Origin of the sequence: Streptomyces sp. NPDC007856 (assembly GCF_042868225.1) — a bacterium.
Classification (GTDB): Bacteria; Actinomycetota; Actinomycetes; order Streptomycetales; family Streptomycetaceae; genus Streptomyces.
Map to the genome: position 1 here is coordinate 594,166 of NZ_JBIAEC010000001.1, position 18,037 is coordinate 612,202.

Genomic DNA, 18,037 nt, shown 5'->3' on the forward strand with positions numbered 1-18,037 from the left:
AACCTGCCTTGAGTCGTGAAACTGACACTCCGTCCTCCGGGCCCAACGGGCGCGGCGGTGCCGCATACCCTTCCGGCACGCCGCCGTACGGGACCCCCATGGCTTCCGACGACGGTACGGACGCCGGTCGTTCGGCCACGCGCCCGGAGGAGAAGAAGACCGAGACCACGCTGACGACCCGGATCCGGATCAACATCCCCGGTTCCCGGCCCATCCCGCCGGTCGTCGTGCGCAAGCCCGTCGGGGACGCCGAAGGCGCCGGGGACGAGGCGCCCGCCCGCGAGCCGCGCCCCGCGGCCGACCGGACGGCCACCTCCGCCGCCGAGCCCCCCGCCGAGCCCGCGGCCCAGGCCGAGGAGAAGACCAGCGACTGGTTCGCGCCCCGCAAGTCCTCCGCCGGCAAGGCCGGTCCGGCCGGCGGCGGCACGAACGGGGCCGGAACGCCCGGAGTTTCCACCACCGCCCCCGGCGCGTCGGGCACCCGTCCGGGTGGTCCGGGAGCAACCGGGGCGTCCGGTACCACCGGCGCACGCCCCGGCGGCCGCCCGGGCGGTGTGGTCGGCTCCATGAGCGTCCCGGGCGCCTCCCGCCCCGGCGCCGGCAAGGGCAAGGGTCTGCCCGGTGCCACCGGCGGCCCCGTCGCCCCCGGACACGGCGGCGGCACCGGCTCCTTCGACGTGACCGAGGCACTGAACGCCGCGGGCAACGGCTCCCGCCCCGGCGCGTCCGGCGGCGAACCGCGCCGCGACAACCTGCCGTACTTCGCGGAGAACGGCGGCGGGGACGGCCTCGGAGGCACGGGCACGGCCGGTGCCAGCGGCCCCGAGGACTTCGGCACCCCGGGTGCACACGGCAGCAGCGGCTTCCCCGGCACCGGTGCGAGCGGTCACGACGGCTTCGGCGGCCCGGCCGCCCCGAGCGGAACGGGCGGCCCCGTCGGTCCCGGCGGCCCCGGTGGTCCCAGCGGCTTCAACGGCCCGAACGGCCACGGCGGCCCGGGCGGCCCCCAGGGCCCGGCCGGCCCCACCAGCGGCCCGGTCACCGGTGACGGTCCCCTCGTCCCGTCGGCCGGCGAACCCTTCGACGCCCTGTCCGGCATGGGCGGTTACGACGGTCCCGGCGGTCGGCACACCCAGGCTCCCCGGCCCCCGCGCAGCGCCCTCGCCGACCTCGAAGGGCCCGCCGTCCCGGGCGGTCCCGCCGGACCCGGCGCCCCGGCCGGCGGCGCCGGTCCCATCGGTCTCGGCCCGGGCGGCGGACTCAGCGACGACACCGCGATCCTCACCCCGCAGAAGCCGGCCCCCGAACCGGGCACGCCCGGCTACCGCCCGGTCGACAACGTCTCCGGACACACCGTCACCAGCGGTATCCCGGTGGTCCCCGGGGCCGCCGGCTCCCCGTTCTCCGCCGATGGTCCGGCCGGGCCGACGCAGGCGAAGCCGGCGTCGGCCCCCGCCCCCAAGGCGCAGGCCAAGCCGAAGAAGAAGGGCCGCAGCAAGCTGGTGCTGCTCGGCGTCGGCGTGGTCGTCGTCGCGGGCGGTGCCTACGGCGCCGGACTGCTGATGAACCACACCGACGTGCCCAAGGGCACCACGGTCCTCGGCGTGGACATCGGCGGCGGCACCCGTGACGACGCCGTCAAGCAGCTCGACGACGCCTTCGGCAGCCGGGTGAACAAGCCGCTGAAGCTCTCCGTCGGCGACCGGACGGTCACCCTCACGCCGGAGAACGCCGGTCTCCAGTTCGACTTCCAGGCCACCGTGAGCAAGGCCGCGACCAGCGACTACAACCCGGTCCACGTCATCGGGTCGCTCTTCGGGCAGAAACGGGTGATCGAGCCCGAGATGCCGGTGGACGAGGAGAAGCTCCAGGCCGCGCTCCAGCAGGCGGGCGGCGGCTCAGGCTCGGTGGTGGAGGGCGGTATCGACTTCAAGCCGGGCAAGGCGGTCGCCGTCTACGGAAAGGCGGGCAAGGCCATCGACGCCGCCCAGTCCACCCGGGCGGTCGAACAGGCCTACCGCACCCTGGTGGAGACGGGCACGCCGACGCCGATCACGGTCCCGACGACCACCAGTCAGCCGACGGTGTCGAACGCGGCGGTCGACCAGGAGATGAAGCTGTTCGCGCAGCCGGCGATGTCGGCCAACGTGGTCGTGAAGACCGACGCGACGCACGTGGTCCTGATGAGCCCGCAGAACTCGCTGTGGAAGTTCCTCCGGGTGACGGCAGTCGACGGCAAGCTGGTCGACAAGCCCGACCTGGCCGCCCTGAAGCAGCTGTACGGCAAGGCCTTCGACGGTGTGCTCATCACCCGCGCCAACGGCAAGAAGACGCCGGTCACTCCGCAGGACGTGTACGTCGCCCTGCGCCAGGCGCTGATCAGCAGGACCAACCGGGTCGCGGTCATCTCCACCAACCCCAGCTAGACCAGCTAGACCAGCCGCACAAGGGGGCGTCCGGCGTTCGGCGGGCGCCCCCTTGGCCATGCCCGTCACCCGATCCGTATGACATCTGTCATCCGCCACTCGGGATCCCCGACACTGCCCCGCACCCGGCCGTCGCCGCGAGCATGGATGCCATGACGACAACTGCGGCACCGGCCACCACCACCCCGGTGGTCGGCTTCGACCAGGTGACCAAGACGTACGGGAGCGTGCGGGCCGTCGACGGCCTCTCGCTCCGGCTCTACCCCGGCGAGACCGTCGCCCTCCTCGGCCCGAACGGGGCCGGCAAGTCCACCACCCTCGATCTGCTCCTCGGCCTCAAGCAGCCCGACGGCGGCACCGTGAGCCTCTTCGGCGGCACCCCGCGCGAGGCGATCGTCGCCGGGCGGGTCGGGGCGATGCTGCAGAGCGGCGGCCTGATGGACGAGGTCACCGTCGAGGAACTGGTCAACCTGGGCTGCTCGCTGCACCCGAAGCCGTACAAGGCCGCGGACGTGATGGCCCGCGCGGGCATCACGCAGATCGCCGACCGCAAGGTCAACAAGCTCTCCGGCGGCCAGGCGCAGCGCGTCCGCTTCGCCCTCGCCACCGCCGGCGACAGCGACCTGATCATCCTGGACGAGCCGACCACCGGCATGGACGTCTCCGCCCGCCAGGCCTTCTGGGCCACCATGCGCGAGCAGGCCGACCAGGGCCGTACGGTCCTCTTCGCGACCCACTACCTCGAAGAGGCCGACGCGATCGCGGACCGCGTGCTCGTGCTGCACCGCGGCCGGCTCCTGGCCGACGGCACCGCCGCCGAGATCAAGGCCAAGGCGGGCGCCCGCCGGGTCGCCTTCGACCTGGAGGGCGAGATCGACGAGACCGCCCTGCGCGCCCTGCCGTTCCTGACCTCCATCGACGTGTCGGGCCAGACGGTGCGCATCCAGTCGTCCGACGCCGACGCCACCGTGCACGCCCTGTACGGCCTCGGTGTCTACCCCCGCAACCTCGAAGTCGCCGGTCTCGGTCTGGAGCAGGCCTTCGTCGCCATCACGGAGGCCGAGGAGGCCAAGCAGTCATGAACGCCCTGATCAAGCTCGAACTGGCGCGCGCCCTGCGCAACAAGAAGTTCCTGTTCTTCTCGGTGCTCTACCCCGCGATCCTCTTCCTGATCTTCTCCAGCAGCTCCGGCTCGAACGAGAAGGTCGACGGCACCGGCCTGACCGTCGCCACGTACCTGATGGTCTCCATGGCCTCCTTCGGTGCCCTGACCGCCGTCCTGATGGGCAACAGCGAGCGCATCGCCAAGGAGCGCGAGAACGGCTGGGTACGGCAGCTGCGGCTGACCCCGCTGCCCGGGCGCGGCTATGTCCTCGCCAAGACCGCAAGCGCCGCCGTGGTGAGCCTGCCGTCGATCATCGTGGTGTTCCTGGCCGCGGCCGCGATCAAGCACGTCCACCTGGACGCCTGGCAGTGGCTGGCCCTCACCGGGGTCATCTGGGCCGGCAGCCTGGTCTTCGCCGCGCTCGGCGTCGCCATCGGCTATGTCGCCTCCGGTGACGCGGTCCGCCCGATCACGATGATCATCTACTTCGGCCTGTCGATCCTCGGCGGCCTGTGGATGCCGTCCACCACGTTCCCGCAGGTCCTGCAGGACATCGCGAAGTGGCTGCCCACGCACGCGTACGCTGCACTGGGGCGGGCGATCGAGCAGAGCCAGGCCCCGCACGCGACGGACATCGCCATCCTCGCCGTCTACTTCGTCCTCTTCGCGGGCGGCGCGGCCTGGCTGTACCGGAAGGACACGCTGAAGGCGTGAGCACGATGACGGAAGACCCGCAGGCCTGCGAGCAGCGCCAGCGGCACCAGGTGCGGATCGGCCAGGGGTCGCGCAACCGGCGCGAGCTCATGGTCAGGACGCTGTGGATCGGGGTCTGGCTGATCTTTCTCGGCTCCCCGGTCCACGATCTGACCAGCGGCCGGCACACCACGGGCGGCACGGTGGCCGGCGCGCTCGGCCTGACCGCCTTCGTCGTCACCTACCTGTCGCTGGTCTTCCGGAACATGGGGCGGCCCTTCTCGCCGCGGGTCGTCGTCTCGATGCTCTCGGTCCTCGCCGTCCTCGCCCCCCTCCTGGCCTACACCCTCGGCCCCGCCTGGCTCGGCCTGTTCGTCTACCTCTCGGTCGCCTGCGGGGCCACCCTGCCGGTCCGGGCCACCTACTGGGCGATCCCGTCGACGGGCGTGGTGACGTACCTCGTCGGCCGGCACTGGGACCAGAAACCGGACGACAGCCTGGTGCTCGTCGTGCTCATCGGCTTCGCGATGGTCGGTGTCGGCCAACTCGTCCGTACGACCGTCGAGTTGCGCAAGGCCCGGGCCACCGTCGCCCAGCTCGCCGCCAACGAGGAGCGGCTGCGGCTCGCCCGTGACCTGCACGATCTACTCGGCCACTCGCTCTCCCTGATCACGCTGAAGAGCGAGCTGGCCGGGCGGATGCTGCCCGGCCAGCCGGACAAGGCGGCCCAGCAGGTCGCCGACATCGAGCAGGTCAGCCGGCAGGCCCTGGCCGACGTCCGGGAGGCCGTCACCGGCTATCGGCGCCCCCGGCTCGCCGCCGAGCTCGCCGGCGCCGAGGTCGCCCTGACCGCCGCCGGTGTCAGCGCCGAGGTGCCCGCCGAGCCCGGCCTCGACGGCGTCCCCGAGGAGTCCGAGTCCGCGCTCGCCTGGGGGCTGCGCGAGGCGATCACCAACGTGGTCCGGCACAGCGGCGCCGACAAGTGCCTCGTCCAGCTCACCCACCGTCAGACCCTGGACGGCGCGGTGCTCGAACTCTCCGTCGAGGACAACGGATCCGGCGGCAACGGCAGCGGGCCCGGCAACGGCCTGATCGGTCTCACCGAGCGGTTGGAGAAGGCCGGCGGCGCCCTGGAGGCGGGCCGGACCAAGCACGGGTTCAGGCTGGTCGCCCGTGTCCCGTCGGCTCCCCGGGGGGACGTAGGATCCGGGGCATGACGAGCACGATCAAGGTCCTGCTGGCCGAGGACCAGTCGATGGTCCGCGAGGCCCTGGCCGCGCTGCTCGGGCTGGAGGAGGACATCGAGGTCGTCGCCCAGGTCGCGCGCGGGGACCAGGTGCTGGCCGCCGTCGGCGCGCACGGCGTGGACGTGGCGCTGCTCGACATCGAGATGCCCGGCTGCACCGGCATCGAGGCGGCCGCCCAGGTCCACCGGGAGTTCCCGCAGGTCAAGCTGGTCGTCCTCACGACCTTCGGGCGCCCCGGCTATCTGCGCAGCGCCATGGAGGCGGGCGCCGACGCCTTCCTCGTCAAGGACGCCCCGGCCGCCCAGCTCGCCGAGGCGATCCGCAAGGTGCTGTCCGGCGAGCGGGTCATCGACCCCACGCTCGCCGCCGCCGCGCTCGCCGAAGGCGCCAACCCGCTCACCGAGCGCGAACGCGAGGTGCTCCGCGCGGCCGCCGACGGCTCCACCAACGCCGAACTGGCCAAGGCCCTCCACCTCTCCCAGGGCACGGTCCGCAACTACCTCTCCACGGCCATCCAGAAGCTCGCGGTGCGGAACAGGGCGGAGGCGGTACGGATCGCGCGGGAGAAGGGGTGGCTCTGAGGATTCAGTTGAGCATCGCGCGAGCGGTGTGCGCCTGCTCCCGCACCTTGCGCGCGGCCGACTCGTCCACCACCTCGATCAACTCGGCGTAATACTCCAGCTCTTCCGCGCCGGACGCGAACTCCCCCCGCTGCACGAGAAGTTGCCCGCGCTCGTAGCGCAGCCGAGCCGGATGCGCGGGCACCAGCAGGGCCAGCTCCACGGCCCACAGCGCCACGTCCGACCGCTCCGGCCGGGCGGCGGCCCACGCGCGGATGTTGTTCAGGATCCGCTGGACGACCTCCAGCGGCGCCGCGGGCTCCAGCATCGAGGCGTCCAGCGGCGTCCCCGTGGCCCCCACCACGAGCATCTCCGCGTCGGCCCCGGTCAGCACCCGCCCGCCCTCGAACGGATCCGCCAGCACCTGCTCCTCCGCCGCCCCGAAGCCGACCACGAAGTGCCCCGGCAGCGCGACCCCGTACACCGGAGCCCCCGCCCGCCGCGCGACCTCCAGCCACACCACCGACAGCAGGATCGGCAGCCCGCGCCGCCGCCGCAGCACCTCGTGCAGCAGGGAGGACTCCAGCCGCTGGTAGTCGCCGGGCGTCCCGTGGAAGTCGTAGCGCTCCCCGAGCAGCCGCCGTACGGCCTCCGCCCACGCGCGCGGCCCCCCGGGGCGGTACGGCAGCTCGCCCGCGAGCCGGTCCAGCTCCAGCTGGGCGGCGTCGATCCCCGCCTCGTCCAGCGTGCCGTCACCCTCGGCGCCGATCAGGAGGCACAGCGCCGACAGATCCGGCCGCTCGGACCGCGCCTCGTCGGCGAACCTGCGACGCAACTCGGCCGACCGCTCCGGCGGGGGCGGATACGGCGGCGGCAGATACGGGTGACGCATGCCAGGCTCATGCCCTTCCACAACGGTTCTACGACCGGACCGGCCCGGATTCCTTCAGCCCCCGGCCTCCGGGCCCGTCACCTGCCGGTCCCGGGCGGTGGGCGGCGCGCCTCCGGCAGCCTGGTGCGCTTGTGGCGGTGTCCCGGTCGCCGACCGAGCCCGCGGCCCCGGCCGTGTGGGCAGATCCGGCCGTGTGCGGGGCGGCCTTGTCCGCAGCCTCGGCAGTATCGGCCGTGTCAGCCGGGCTGACGGTGTCCCGATCGGCGGCCGTGCGCGCAGCGCCGGCCGTCTCCGACAGCCCCGGCTGTGTGTGCGGCGTCGTCCTTGTCCGCAGCCCTGGCCGTGTGTGGGGCGGCCTTGTCCGCAGCCTCGGCAGTATCGGCCGTGTCAGCCGGGCTGACGGTGTCCCGATCGGCGGCCGTGCGCGCAGCGCCGGCCGTCTCCGACAGCCCCGGCCGCGTCGGCAGCGCCGGCGGTGGCCCGATCATCGACCGCAGCGCCTGCCGTCTCCTGGCCACCGGCCGCGGTCGCTGCGCCGCTCCGGCCCGTGGACATGGCCGTCTCGTGGTCGTGAGCGCCGGGCGTCGGTGCGTCCGGTGCCCGGTAATGGTGGTACGCGTGGTGCGGTGTGAAGCCCAGTGCGGCGTACAGCGCGCGGGCGACCTCGTTGTCCGTCTCGACCTGCAGCCAGGCCGCCGACGCGCCCTCGGCCAGCGCCCGCCGGGCCAGCGCGGCCATCACCTCGGTGGCGAGGCCCTGCCGGCGCCGCCCGGGATCCACCTCGACCGCCGCGAACCCGGCCCACCGGCCGTCCACGACGCACCGCCCGATCGCCGCCGGCGCCTCGCCCTCGGCTCCGGGCGCGGTCGCGAACCACACCGACGGCCCGCCGCCGAGCACCCGCAGGGCCACCTCGCTCACCCCCTTGCGCTGGTACCGGGCGAGCCACGCCTCGTCCGCCTGCCGCGACAGCACCACACCGGTGCCCTCGGCCCGGTCCGCGACCGGCGCCAGGCCGCCGGTCCACACCTCGGCGGTCACCTCCCGCACCCAGCCGCGCCGCTCCAGCTCCCCGCACAGCAGCTCCTGCGTGCCCTCGGCTCCGGTGGCCGTCTGGACGTAGGCGGGCAGGCCGCGCTCGCCGTACCAGCGTCGTACGGCCGTCAGGGCCGCGTCGAGAGGGAGACCGGGGTCGCCGAGCGGCAGCACACTGTTCGCCCGCCGGGTGAACCCGCCGGACGCCCGCAGCTCCCACTCACCCAGCCGCTCGGTCTCCAGCGGCTGCCAGCCGCGCGAGCAGACCCGCGCGAGTTCCTCGTACGAGGCGGCGGGCCCCCGGCGGCGCGCCGGAGCGGCCGGTACCACCTTGCCCGCGACCAGCGCGGACTCGGCGATCCGGACGCTCTGCCCGTCCCGCCGTGTGATCATGAGCACGCCACTGTCCCATGATGTGAGAACACCCACCGTGTCGGTGAACTTCTCCGGCGCCGCGCCGGGTTCGCTCAACCGCCGTACGGAAACACGTTTTCCCACGTCAGTAGGGGTGATGCGGACTTCCAGACGTCCTGCAGCCGAGATTTCCACTGGTCAGTTCACCCCTCCTGTTCGGATCATGCTCCGGAACGGAGATACTAGAGGCGGGCATCGACGACGCCGCGCTCCCGCGCGCCAGGCGGCGGAGCCTGAGGAGGCCCGCCAGCGCCCTATCGAGGAGGAACGACAGCGTGACCTACGTCATCGCGCAGCCTTGTGTCGACGTCAAGGACAAGGCGTGCATCGAGGAGTGCCCGGTCGACTGCATTTACGAGGGCTCCCGGTCCTTGTACATCCACCCGGACGAATGCGTCGACTGTGGTGCCTGTGAGCCGGTCTGCCCGGTCGAGGCGATCTTCTACGAGGACGACGTCCCGGAGGAGTGGAAGGACTACTACAAGGCGAACGTCGAGTTCTTCGACGAGCTCGGCTCTCCCGGCGGCGCCAGCAAGCTGGGCCTGATCGAGCGCGACCACCCGTTCGTCGCCGCGCTGCCGCCGCAGGGCGAGTGACCGTCTAAGCGCCAAGCGGCCCGCAACGAACGCGCCGCCTCGGTCCCGTACGGCCCGATCGCCCAGATCGCGGCCGTACGGGACCGAGGCGTTTGCCGCACCGGGCGTTTGCCGCACCGTACGAAAGAGAGCCTGATTCCCGTGTCCGCAGTCTCCGACCGGCTCCCCACCTTCCCCTGGGACAAGCTGGAGCCGTACAAGAAGACGGCCGCCGCGCACCCCGACGGGATCGTCGACCTCTCCGTGGGAACCCCGGTCGACCCGGTGCCCGAGCTGATCCAGAAGGCCCTGATCGACGCGGCCGACTCGCCGGGCTATCCGACCGTCTGGGGCACCCCGGCGCTGCGCGACGCGATCACCGGCTGGCTGGAGCGCCGCCTGGGCGCCCGCGACGTCACCCACCGCCATGTCCTGCCGGTCGTCGGCTCCAAGGAACTGGTCGCCTGGCTGCCGACCCAGCTGGGCCTCGGCCCCGGCGACAAGGTCGCGTACCCGCGCCTCGCCTACCCCACCTACGAGGTCGGCGCCCGCCTCGCCCGCGCCGACTACGAGGTCTACGACGACCCGCGCGACCTGGACCCGGCGGCCCTGAAGCTCCTCTGGCTGAACTCGCCGTCGAACCCGACGGGCAAGGTGCTGTCGAAGCAGGAGCTGACGGACATCGTGGCCTGGGCCCGCGAGCACGGCGTGCTGCTGTTCTCCGACGAGTGCTATCTGGAGCTGGGCTGGGAGGCCGACCCGGTCTCGGTCCTGCACCCGGACGTCAACGGCGGCTCCTACGACGGCATCGTGGCCGTGCACTCGCTCTCCAAGCGCTCCAACCTCGCCGGCTACCGCGCGGCCTTCATCGCCGGCGATCCGGCCGTCCTGGGCCCGCTGCTGGAGATCCGCAAGCACGGCGGCATGATGACCCCCGCACCGACCCAGGCTGCGGTCGTGGCGGCGCTCGGCGACGACGCCCACGTCCACGAGCAGCGCGAGCGCTACGCCGCCCGCCGCGACGCCCTCCGGGCGGCCCTGCTCGGCCACGGCTTCCGCATCGAACACAGCGAGGCCAGCCTCTACCTCTGGGCCACCAGGGACGAGTCCTGCTGGCAGACGGTCGCCCACCTGGCCGACCTGGGCATCCTCGTCGCCCCGGGCGACTTCTACGGCGAGGCGGGCGAAAAGTTCGTACGAGTGGCCCTGACGGCGACGGACGAACGGATCCAGGCAGCGGTGTCGCGCCTGGCGGCGTAGATCCCGGCGCAGGCGCACAAGCGAACGGGGTCCAGGGAAATCCCTGGACCCCGTCACCGGTCGAAGCGGCGCTCAGCCACCCAGCGGCAGCCCCTGCACCGGCAGGTGGGGCACCCCGCCCTTCGTCACGTTGGACGTGGCGCCCCCGAGGACGCTCCCGGCCGCCCCGGCGGTGTCACCCGCGGCCTTCTGCGCCACCGGCGTCGCCTTCTTCAGGGCACCGCCCGTGGTCTTGCCCGCGGCCGGCACCGTCTGCTCGACCGCCTTGCCGCCCGCGTGGCCCGCGAGGGAGGTGACGGTCTGCGCGGCACCGTCGACCGTGTTGCCGGCGTGCGCCGTGTCCAGGGCGGACAGGCCGCCCAGGTTCGGGGCCGCCGCCGGCAGGTTCGTGGCCGCACCGGCGGAGCCGGCCGCACCGACCCCGGCTGCCGCTCCCGCTGCGACGAGCAGCGCGGCACGGGCGATCCGGCGGGTCAGAGGGAGGGACATGATGCTCCATTCGACGGGAATGAACGGTGTTTGTGTCCGGTCCACTTCGTGGCTCGGACGCCCTGACTACCGCTCGAAACCCGCGAAGGTTGCGGACGCCCCAGGTAAAGAATGGATAACGCATCGCATTATCAGGTGTGGATAAAAACGGGCAAAGAACGTCTGCCCGAAATTCCGCAGAATCCTTACGGCCCTTGATTTCCCAGGGATTCCGGAGACGGTACGCGTACCGTCACGGCCGCCGCCCGGACCGGCGCCGTACAACCCCTCGGTGTGATCTCCCGTACTACTGTCCGGTCACGATCCGGACGACCCCCAGGGACGCCCCCGCACCGCGGGCCCCGGACGAAGCGGCCGCCTTCCACTGCCCGCCGCCGCTCCCCGTGGCCCACTCCCGCCCCGCGTAGGACACCCGCTCGATGTGCAGCGCCGAGGAGTTGGCCACGGCCCACTGCGCCAGCTGCCAGCCCCGCTGCCGCTCGCCGCGCCCGATCGCGTCGACCTTCGTGCCCTGCGGCACCGGCACCGTCACGGTCCGCCCCTGCGCGGTCGCGGTCACACTCGGCGCGGGAGACGGCGACGGCACGGGCGTACCGCCCACCTCCGCACCGGTCTCCTGCAGCGCGTCCCGCCCGAAGTCCCGTACCAGCGCGGCCCGCACCGCGTCCGGACCCGTCGCCGAGGCCATGGTCTCCGGGCGCCCGTCGCAGGTCAGCGTGGCCGCCGCCCGCCCGGTCAGCGCCGCCGCCAGCAGCTTCGCGTCCGACTCGTGCTTGGCGTACGCCTCCGGGTAGCCGCTGCGCTGGACCTCCTGGGCCGCCCTGGTCAGCGGCAGATCGGTGTAGTTCGGCACCTTGGCGAGGTGGGCGTAGAAGATGCCGGCCGCGTACGCCGGGTCCATGATCTGCTGCGCGGTGCCCCAGCCCTGTGAGGGCCGCTGCTGGAACAGGCCCAGCGAGTCCCGGTCGCCGTGCTCGATGTTGCGCAGCCCCGACTCCTGCAGGGAGGTCGCCAGCGCGATCGTCACCGCCCGCTCGGGCATCCCGCGTCCGGTGCCGACGGCCGCGATCGTCGCCGCGTTCACCGCCTGCTCCGGCGTGAACTCGTACGACGTCGTGTCACCGTCGGCCGAGACCACCTTGCAGCCGCGCGCTCCGCCGCCTCCGGTGACGTACTGCACCACGAGGTACGCGGCGACGCCGCACAGGACCAACAGGGCCGCGCCGAAACGGAGGAGGCGGCCGCGACGCTTGGGACGGGTGGGGGTCGGCTCTGGCACGCGTACAAGGTACTGGAGGCCCGGCGGACCCTCACCGGGGGTTACCGGACAGCGCTTGCCAGCCGGCCCCGGTGAGCGGCGCGCTAGGGTCGACGCCATGGCCGACACCTCGCTTGACCTCACGCTCGACGCCGCCGCGCTCACCGCGCAGCTCGTGGACTTCCCGTCCGAGAGCGGCACCGAGAAGCCGCTCGCGGACGCGATCGAGACCGCCCTGCGCGCCCTGCCGCACCTGACGGTCGACCGCTACGGCAACAACGTGATCGCCCGCACGAACCTGGGCCGCGCCGAGCGCGTGATCCTGGCCGGCCACATCGACACGGTCCCGATCGCGGACAACGTGCCCGCCCGCCTGGACGAGGACGGCGTGCTGTGGGGCTGCGGCACCTGTGACATGAAGTCGGGCGTCGCGGTGCAACTGCGCATCGCGGCCACGGTCCCCGCCCCCAACCGCGACCTGACGTTCGTCTTCTACGACAACGAGGAGGTCGCCGCCGAGCTCAACGGCCTCAAGCACATGGCCATGGCCCACCCGGATTGGCTGGAGGGGGACTTCGCGGTCCTGCTGGAGCCCTCCGACGGCGAGGTCGAGGGCGGCTGCCAGGGCACCCTGCGCATGCTGCTGAGGACGAGCGGCGAGCGGGCCCACTCGGCGCGCTCCTGGATGGGCGCCAACGCCATCCACGCGGCGGCGCCCATCCTGGCCCGCCTGGCCTCCTACGAGCCCCGCTACCCGGTCATCGATGGCCTGGAGTACCGCGAGGGCCTGAACGCCGTGCGCATCAGCGGCGGGGTCGCCGGCAACGTCATCCCCGACGAGTGCGTGGTGACGGTCAACTTCCGCTACGCCCCCGACCGCACGGAGGAGGAGGCGATCGCGCACGTCCGCGAGGTGTTCGCGGACTGCGGCGTGGCGGAGTTCGTGGTCGACGACCACAGCGGCGGCGCGCTGCCCGGCCTCTCCCACCCGGCCGCCGCGGCCTTCATCGAGGCGGTGGGCGGCACCCCGCGCCCCAAGTACGGCTGGACGGACGTCTCCCGCTTCTCCGCGCTCGGCATCCCGGCCGTCAACTACGGCCCGGGCAACCCGCACTTGGCCCACAAGCGCGACGAGCGCGTGGAGACGGCCAGGATCCTGGCGGGCGAGGAACGGCTGCGCACCTGGCTCACCGCATAGGACGTCGTAGGACGCCCGTACGGCGCACGCGTGCCGGACATACACATGTCCCCCCTCCGTAACCGGCGTGGATCTACGCTGAGGTGGAACCACCCCCGAGCGGAGGGAGCGCACATGCCTACCGGCAACCCCGAGGGGAAGAAGATCCCGCCGGACGAGCAGCGTCTGGGACCGGTCCTCCGCCGACGAGGACAGGTGACGGCGAGCACGACGGACCAGCGGCTGCTGGACGCCGGCGGCCCCTCGGACTGGGTCCACACCGACCCCTGGCGCGTGCTGCGCATCCAGTCGGAGTTCATCGAGGGCTTCGGCACGCTGGCCGAACTCCCGCCCGCCATCAGCGTGTTCGGCTCGGCGCGTACGCCGGTGGACTCGCCGGAGTACGACGCCGGGGTGCGGCTCGGCCGGGGCCTGGTGGAGGCGGGCTGGGCCGTGATCACGGGTGGCGGGCCGGGCGCGATGGAGGCGGCCAACAGGGGCGCGTGCGAGGCGGGCGGCGTCTCGGTCGGCCTCGGCATCGAACTGCCCTTCGAGCAGGGCCTGAACCCCTATGTCGACATCGGCCTGAACTTCCGCTACTTCTTCGTCCGCAAGATGATGTTCGTGAAGTACGCGCAGGGTTTCGTGGTCCTGCCCGGCGGTCTCGGCACCCTCGACGAACTCTTCGAGGCGCTGACCCTGGTCCAGACCCAGAAGGTCACCCGCTTCCCGATCGTCCTCTTCGGCAGCGAGTACTGGGGCGGCCTGGTGTCCTGGCTGAAGAACACCCTGGTCGCCCAGGGCAAGGCCGCGGAGAAGGACCTGCTGCTGTTCCACGTCACGGACGAGGTGGAGGAAGCGGTGGCACTGGTGTCGAAGGAGGCGGGCCGCTAGCGGGCCGCCTGCGCGGGGCTTCGCGGACGGGGGTCCAGGGGGCCGGGCCCCCTGGTACCTAAGCCAGACCCCGCCGGGCCACCGCGGGGACCCGGTGCCCGGCGATGGACGCGACCATGTCCAGCACCTGACGCGTCTCGGCCACCTCGTGCACCCGGTACACCTGCGCCCCGAGCCACGCGGACACCGCGGTCGTCGCCAGCGTACCGATCAACCGTTCCTTCACCGGCCGGTCCAGCGTCTCCCCGACGAAGTCCTTGTTGGACAGCGACACCAGCACCGGCCACCCCGTGGCGACCATGTCGTCCAGCCGCCGCGTCGCCTCCAGGCTGTGCCGCGTGTTCTTCCCGAAGTCGTGCCCGGGATCGATCAGCACCGACTCACGCGGCACCCCGAGCGCGACCGCCCGCTCGGCCAGCCCCACGGTGACATCGAGGATGTCGGCCATCACATCGTCGTACGTCACCCGGTGCGGACGCGTACGCGGCTGCACGCCACCCGCGTGCGTGCACACCAGCCCCGCCCCGTACCGTCCGGCGACCTCCGCGAGTCCCGGGTCGACGCCACCCCACGCGTCGTTCAGCAGATCCGCCCCCGCCTCGCACACCGCCTCGCCGACCTCGGCCCGCCAGGTGTCCACGCTGATGATCACGTCCGGGAAGCGCCGCCGTACCTCCGCCACGAAGCCGACCGTCCGCCGCGCCTCCTCCTCGGCCGTGACCTCCTCGCCCGGCCCGGCCTTCACCCCGCCGATGTCGATGATCGCGGCGCCCTCGGCCACCGCCTGCTCCACGCGCGCGAGGGCCGGCTCGTCACGGAACGTGGCTCCTTGGTCGTAGAAGGAGTCCGGAGTCCGGTTCACGATCGCCATGATCACCGGCTCATAGGGCCCGAATTCCCGCCTGCCCAGCCTGAGCATCCGCTGTGACCTCTCCTAGTACGTTCCGCAGCACGGCCGCCTGTGACCCTAACTGTCAGACTCGCATGGCACGATCGGACCCTGAGAGATTCGACGGAGACATTCGACGTCCGGCGGAGTGTCCGGCAGAGAGCATGGGGACCCTGGCGATGGTGATGTTCTTGTTCCTGGTCGTCGCGCTGGCCGTCGTGGTCGCCGCGGTGGCACTCGGCGTGGTGGGCGGCGGCGGCAGCGGCCCGCTGCCCGAGGTGGCACCGGAGCGGCTGCAGGACCCGCTGCCCCCGGACCGCCCGGTGAACCGCGCCGACGTGGACAGCGTGCGCTTCCCGGTCGCCCCGCGCGGCTACCGCATGGCGGACGTCGACGACGTCCTCGGTCGGCTCGGCGCCGAACTCGCCGAGCGGGACGCCCGCATCGCCGACCTGGAGTCGGCGCTGGCCGGCGCCAGAGCCGCGGCGGCACACGTCCACATGGAGAAGCCCGATCACCCCGAGGACCAGCGATGAGCGACGGCGCCGCCCTCGCCGGGCCGGACGGCGCGCTGCGCTGCCCCTGGGCCCTGTCCACCGACGACTATGTGTCGTACCACGACGAGGAGTGGGGCCGTCCGGTCCACGGCGACGACGCCCTCTTCGAGCGGATCAGCCTGGAGGCCTTCCAGTCGGGCCTGTCCTGGATCACGATCCTGCGCCGCCGCGAGGGATTCCGTGCCGCCTTCTCCGGCTTCCGGGTCGAGAAGGTCGCCGCGTTCACCGACGAGGACCGCGAGCGCCTGCTGGCGGACGAGGGGATCATCCGCAACCGCGCCAAGATCGACGCCACGCTCGCCAACGCGCGCGTGCTCGCCGACTGGGGGGAGGGCGAACTGGACGAGCTGATCTGGTCCCACGCCCCGGACCCGGCCGGCCGCCCGGCCCCGAAGACCGTCTCCGACGTCCCGGCCGTGACCCCGGAGTCCACGGCGCTGTCGAAGGCGCTGAAGAAGCGGGGCCTCAGATTCGTCGGCCCGACGACGGCGTACGCACTGATGCAGGCCTGCGGTCTGGTCGACGACCACCTGGAGGCGTGCGTGGCGAGAGGAGCGGGCGCCTGACCGCCGTGACCCCGACCCTGGCCGACATCCTGGACGCGGCGGCGCAGGGGCGCTTCCCGGCGCCCGACGGCGGTACGACCGTGGTGCCGCAGCCGAGCCACCGCGACGCCGGGGTGATCGCGTTCACCGCGCATTCGGTGGTGTTCACCGACGAGGACCCGCAGTGGGTGCACAGCACGCTCGCGTCCCTCGACTGCGACGAGCTGGCGGCGGCGATGAACCCCCGCTTCCTGGCCGCGTTCCTGGCCCGCACGGGCCGCACGACGGACTGCGTCGATCTGCTCACCGTGGCGAGCTCTCTGCCCGGTGATCCCCCGGTGGACCTGCGCGAACTCACCGACCCGGACCATCCACGCGTGCACAGCGCCCGTGAGCGCCGGGACGACGTGCGCGTCTGGGCGACGGACGGCGGAGTCGTCGTCCTCGGGCGGGGCGTGGCGGGCCGCTGGGAGACGGCGGTCGAGGTGGACGAGGAGGTACGGCACCGGGGGCTGGGCCGGGCCCTGGCCACAGCCGCCCGGCACCTCATTCCCCCGGGCCGCTGGCTCTGGTCGCAACAGGCCGCCGGCAACGCCCGCAGCATCCGCGCCTTCCAGTCAGCGGGCTACCGCCCGGTGGGCGCGGAGTCCCTGCTCATCGCACGCTAGCCCCGAGCCGACCGCCGGCCCGCCCGCCTGGCCGACGTGGCGGCCCCCGCACATCGCGCCCCAGAACCGCTCGGTCCGCGGTCTCTGCCGGCGGTTCGCTGCCCGCCCGGCCGCTTGGCCGGTGCGGTGGCTGTGCGTGTCGCGTGCCGGGGCCGCCCGGTCCGCGGTCACTGCTGCTGGCGCGCCGTCGCCCGGTTCGCTGTTGCTGTCGGCAGCCCCTGAGCCAACCGCCGGCCCGCCCGCCTGGCCGACGCGGCGGCCCCCGCACATCGCGCCCCAGAACCGCTCGGTCCGCGGTCTCTGCCGGCGGTTTGCTGCCCGCCCGGCCGGCTGGTCGGGATGGAGGGCCTGCACATCGCGCGTCAGGGCCGTGGCCGCACGGGCCGGTGGCGCTGTCGCCGGCCGCCGTTCGACAGGGCAGCGCCGAAGGCATCATGGCGCCGCTGGTCCGGTCACCCCGCCCCGAGCGAGCGTGGGACGCTGCGGTGGTCCGGCTCACCGGGCCGGGTGGCGCGTCACCGGCCCAGGTACTTCGGCTTCTCCTTGTTCACGAATGCCTGTACGGCGATCGCGTGGTCCTCGGACTGGCCGGCGCGGGTCTGCAGGTCGTCCTCCTTGTCCAGGGTCTCGGAGAGGGAGTGCGTGAGGCCGTAGGCCACCGCCTCCTTGATGGCCGCGTACGCCACCGTCGGGCCCTCGGCCAGCGCCCGCGCCGTCTTCTCGGCCTCGGCGCGCAGCTCGGCCGCGGGGACGACCCGGTTGGCGATGCCCAGCTCCAGCGCGTCCTGGGCGCTGATGCTGCGCGGGAAGAGCAGCAGGTCGGCAGCGCGGCTCGGGCCGATCACCCGGGGCAGGGTCCAGGAGATCCCGGAGTCGGCGGTCAGGGCCACGCCCGCGAAGGAGGTGTTGAAGGCGGCCGTGTCGGCGACCAGCCGGTAGTCCGCGGCGAGGGCGAAGCCGAAGCCGGCCCCGGCCGCGACCCCGTTCACCGCGGCGACCACCGGCTTGGGCGCGCCGGAGAGCGCCCGCACGATCGGGTTGTAGTGCTCCTTGACCGTGGTCATCGTCTGCCCCGACCCGGTCTCACGGTCCGCCGCGAGCAGCCCGATGTGCTCCTTGAGGTCCTGGCCGACGCAGAACGCCCGGTCCCCGGCCGCCGTCAGCAGGATCGCCCGTACGGCCGTGTCCCCGGCCGCGGATTCCGCCGCCTCCCGCAGCGCGACCTTGGTCGCGATGTTCAGCGCGTTCATCGCCTCGGGGCGGTTCAGCGTGATCGTCGCGAGTCCGTCGCTCACCTCGTAGAGCACGGTGTCGGCCATGGCGCATCCCCTCCGGTTCGCGGGTGACGTACCG

18 protein-coding genes are annotated in these 18,037 nt (G+C 73.0%); 12 read left to right on the forward strand and 6 right to left on the reverse strand.

Annotated features, from left to right (window positions below; genetic code table 11):
• Window positions 1-8: 8 nt before the first annotated feature.
• The 5 genes from ACFYOH_RS02865 to ACFYOH_RS02885 all read left to right on the forward strand — a co-directional run bounded on the left by ACFYOH_RS02865 (window position 9) and on the right by ACFYOH_RS02885 (window position 6,052).
• Window positions 9-2,426 carry a hypothetical protein gene (locus ACFYOH_RS02865; RefSeq protein WP_388620441.1) on the forward strand — a complete coding sequence of 806 codons (2,418 nt, stop codon included), beginning with the start codon at window positions 9-11 and terminating at the stop codon, window positions 2,424-2,426.
• Window positions 2,427-2,578: 152 nt separating this feature from the next.
• On the forward strand, window positions 2,579-3,508 hold the full coding sequence (locus tag ACFYOH_RS02870) for an ABC transporter ATP-binding protein (RefSeq protein ID WP_388620444.1): 930 nt from the start codon (window positions 2,579-2,581) through the stop codon (window positions 3,506-3,508).
• A complete protein-coding gene (locus ACFYOH_RS02875; protein ID WP_388620446.1) occupies window positions 3,505-4,245 on the forward strand; it encodes an ABC transporter permease in 741 nt (246 codons plus the stop codon). The genes ACFYOH_RS02870 and ACFYOH_RS02875 overlap by 4 nt, the downstream gene beginning before the upstream one ends.
• 5 nt (window positions 4,246-4,250) lie before the next feature.
• A complete protein-coding gene (locus tag ACFYOH_RS02880; RefSeq protein ID WP_388621056.1) occupies window positions 4,251-5,441 on the forward strand; it encodes a sensor histidine kinase in 1,191 nt (396 codons plus the stop codon).
• A complete protein-coding gene (locus tag ACFYOH_RS02885) occupies window positions 5,438-6,052 on the forward strand; it encodes a response regulator (protein ID WP_388620448.1) in 615 nt (204 codons plus the stop codon). The genes ACFYOH_RS02880 and ACFYOH_RS02885 overlap by 4 nt, the downstream gene beginning before the upstream one ends.
• Window positions 6,053-6,056: 4 nt before the next feature.
• Here ACFYOH_RS02885 and ACFYOH_RS02890 read toward each other — a convergent pair whose 3' ends face one another.
• Together ACFYOH_RS02890 and ACFYOH_RS02895 are read right to left on the reverse strand one after the other, a co-directional pair.
• Window positions 6,057-6,923, reverse strand: coding sequence for a tetratricopeptide repeat protein (locus tag ACFYOH_RS02890; protein ID WP_388620451.1), 867 nt, complete (start codon window positions 6,921-6,923; stop codon window positions 6,057-6,059).
• Between the two features lie 387 nt (window positions 6,924-7,310).
• The gene (locus ACFYOH_RS02895; protein ID WP_388621058.1) at window positions 7,311-8,351 is read right to left on the reverse strand and encodes a GNAT family N-acetyltransferase; all 1,041 of its coding nucleotides are present in this window, start codon (window positions 8,349-8,351) and stop codon (window positions 7,311-7,313) included.
• Between the two features lie 296 nt (window positions 8,352-8,647).
• Here ACFYOH_RS02895 and fdxA point away from each other — a divergent pair, with 296 nt between their 5' ends.
• Window positions 8,648-8,968 carry a ferredoxin gene (gene fdxA, locus ACFYOH_RS02900; RefSeq protein WP_023546973.1) on the forward strand — a complete coding sequence of 107 codons (321 nt, stop codon included), beginning with the start codon at window positions 8,648-8,650 and terminating at the stop codon, window positions 8,966-8,968.
• A gap of 141 nt (window positions 8,969-9,109) precedes the next feature.
• Window positions 9,110-10,207, forward strand: a complete 1,098-nt coding sequence (locus tag ACFYOH_RS02905; RefSeq protein WP_388620454.1) for a bifunctional succinyldiaminopimelate transaminase/glutamate-prephenate aminotransferase — start codon at window positions 9,110-9,112, stop codon at window positions 10,205-10,207.
• A gap of 72 nt (window positions 10,208-10,279) precedes the next feature.
• On the opposite strand, the gene ACFYOH_RS02910 is transcribed toward ACFYOH_RS02905, so the two are convergent.
• Together ACFYOH_RS02910 and ACFYOH_RS02915 are read right to left on the reverse strand one after the other, a co-directional pair.
• Window positions 10,280-10,696: an ATP-binding protein gene (locus ACFYOH_RS02910; RefSeq protein WP_388620456.1), complete on the reverse strand. Its 417-nt coding sequence runs from the start codon at window positions 10,694-10,696 to the stop codon at window positions 10,280-10,282.
• Between the two features lie 286 nt (window positions 10,697-10,982).
• A complete protein-coding gene (locus tag ACFYOH_RS02915) occupies window positions 10,983-11,975 on the reverse strand; it encodes a heavy metal transporter (RefSeq protein ID WP_388620459.1) in 993 nt (330 codons plus the stop codon).
• A 97-nt stretch (window positions 11,976-12,072) separates the two neighbouring features.
• On the opposite strand from ACFYOH_RS02915, the gene dapE reads away from it, so the two are divergent.
• The gene (gene dapE, locus ACFYOH_RS02920; RefSeq protein ID WP_388620462.1) at window positions 12,073-13,152 is read left to right on the forward strand and encodes a succinyl-diaminopimelate desuccinylase; all 1,080 of its coding nucleotides are present in this window, start codon (window positions 12,073-12,075) and stop codon (window positions 13,150-13,152) included.
• A 114-nt stretch (window positions 13,153-13,266) separates the two neighbouring features.
• Entirely contained in the window at window positions 13,267-14,025 is a 759-nt protein-coding gene (locus ACFYOH_RS02925; RefSeq protein ID WP_351799286.1) for a TIGR00730 family Rossman fold protein, read from the forward strand.
• Window positions 14,026-14,083: 58 nt separating this feature from the next.
• Here the strand turns inward: ACFYOH_RS02925 and folP are convergent, their stop codons facing one another.
• On the reverse strand, window positions 14,084-14,944 hold the full coding sequence (gene folP, locus ACFYOH_RS02930; RefSeq protein WP_388620465.1) for a dihydropteroate synthase: 861 nt from the start codon (window positions 14,942-14,944) through the stop codon (window positions 14,084-14,086).
• Between the two features lie 149 nt (window positions 14,945-15,093).
• On the opposite strand from folP, the gene ACFYOH_RS02935 reads away from it, so the two are divergent.
• Genes ACFYOH_RS02935 through ACFYOH_RS02945 form a run of 3 tightly spaced genes read left to right on the forward strand, consistent with a single transcriptional unit; the run spans window position 15,094 to window position 16,684 of the window.
• Window positions 15,094-15,450, forward strand: coding sequence for a DivIVA domain-containing protein (locus ACFYOH_RS02935; RefSeq protein ID WP_388621060.1), 357 nt, complete (start codon window positions 15,094-15,096; stop codon window positions 15,448-15,450).
• Window positions 15,447-16,037, forward strand: coding sequence for a DNA-3-methyladenine glycosylase I (locus ACFYOH_RS02940; RefSeq protein WP_388620468.1), 591 nt, complete (start codon window positions 15,447-15,449; stop codon window positions 16,035-16,037). Before ACFYOH_RS02935 ends, ACFYOH_RS02940 begins: the two co-directional genes overlap by 4 nt.
• Window positions 16,038-16,042: 5 nt before the next feature.
• Window positions 16,043-16,684: a GNAT family N-acetyltransferase gene (locus ACFYOH_RS02945; protein ID WP_388620470.1), complete on the forward strand. Its 642-nt coding sequence runs from the start codon at window positions 16,043-16,045 to the stop codon at window positions 16,682-16,684.
• Between the two features lie 515 nt (window positions 16,685-17,199).
• Here ACFYOH_RS02945 and ACFYOH_RS02950 read toward each other — a convergent pair.
• Entirely contained in the window at window positions 17,200-18,003 is an 804-nt protein-coding gene (locus tag ACFYOH_RS02950; RefSeq protein ID WP_388620472.1) for an enoyl-CoA hydratase/isomerase family protein, read from the reverse strand.
• Window positions 18,004-18,037: the final 34 nt, after the last annotated feature.

Bases quoted from the DNA above. Each gene is read 5' to 3' on its own strand.
- ACFYOH_RS02870 (WP_388620444.1), top strand. From the start codon at position 2,579: ATGACGACAACTGCGGCACCGGCCACCACCACCCCGGTGGTCGGCTTC.
- ACFYOH_RS02875 (WP_388620446.1), top strand. From the start codon at position 3,505: ATGAACGCCCTGATCAAGCTCGAACTGGCGCGCGCCCTGCGCAACAAG.
- ACFYOH_RS02880 (WP_388621056.1), top strand. From the start codon at position 4,251: ATGACGGAAGACCCGCAGGCCTGCGAGCAGCGCCAGCGGCACCAGGTG.
- ACFYOH_RS02885 (WP_388620448.1), top strand. From the start codon at position 5,438: ATGACGAGCACGATCAAGGTCCTGCTGGCCGAGGACCAGTCGATGGTC.
- ACFYOH_RS02890 (WP_388620451.1), bottom strand. From the start codon at position 6,923: ATGCGTCACCCGTATCTGCCGCCGCCGTATCCGCCCCCGCCGGAGCGG.
- ACFYOH_RS02895 (WP_388621058.1), bottom strand. From the start codon at position 8,351: ATGATCACACGGCGGGACGGGCAGAGCGTCCGGATCGCCGAGTCCGCG.
- ACFYOH_RS02910 (WP_388620456.1), bottom strand. From the start codon at position 10,696: ATGTCCCTCCCTCTGACCCGCCGGATCGCCCGTGCCGCGCTGCTCGTC.
- dapE (WP_388620462.1), top strand. From the start codon at position 12,073: ATGGCCGACACCTCGCTTGACCTCACGCTCGACGCCGCCGCGCTCACC.
- ACFYOH_RS02925 (WP_351799286.1), top strand. From the start codon at position 13,267: ATGCCTACCGGCAACCCCGAGGGGAAGAAGATCCCGCCGGACGAGCAG.
- folP (WP_388620465.1), bottom strand. From the start codon at position 14,944: ATGCTCAGGCTGGGCAGGCGGGAATTCGGGCCCTATGAGCCGGTGATC.
- ACFYOH_RS02935 (WP_388621060.1), top strand. From the start codon at position 15,094: ATGGTGATGTTCTTGTTCCTGGTCGTCGCGCTGGCCGTCGTGGTCGCC.
- ACFYOH_RS02940 (WP_388620468.1), top strand. From the start codon at position 15,447: ATGAGCGACGGCGCCGCCCTCGCCGGGCCGGACGGCGCGCTGCGCTGC.
- ACFYOH_RS02950 (WP_388620472.1), bottom strand. From the start codon at position 18,003: ATGGCCGACACCGTGCTCTACGAGGTGAGCGACGGACTCGCGACGATC.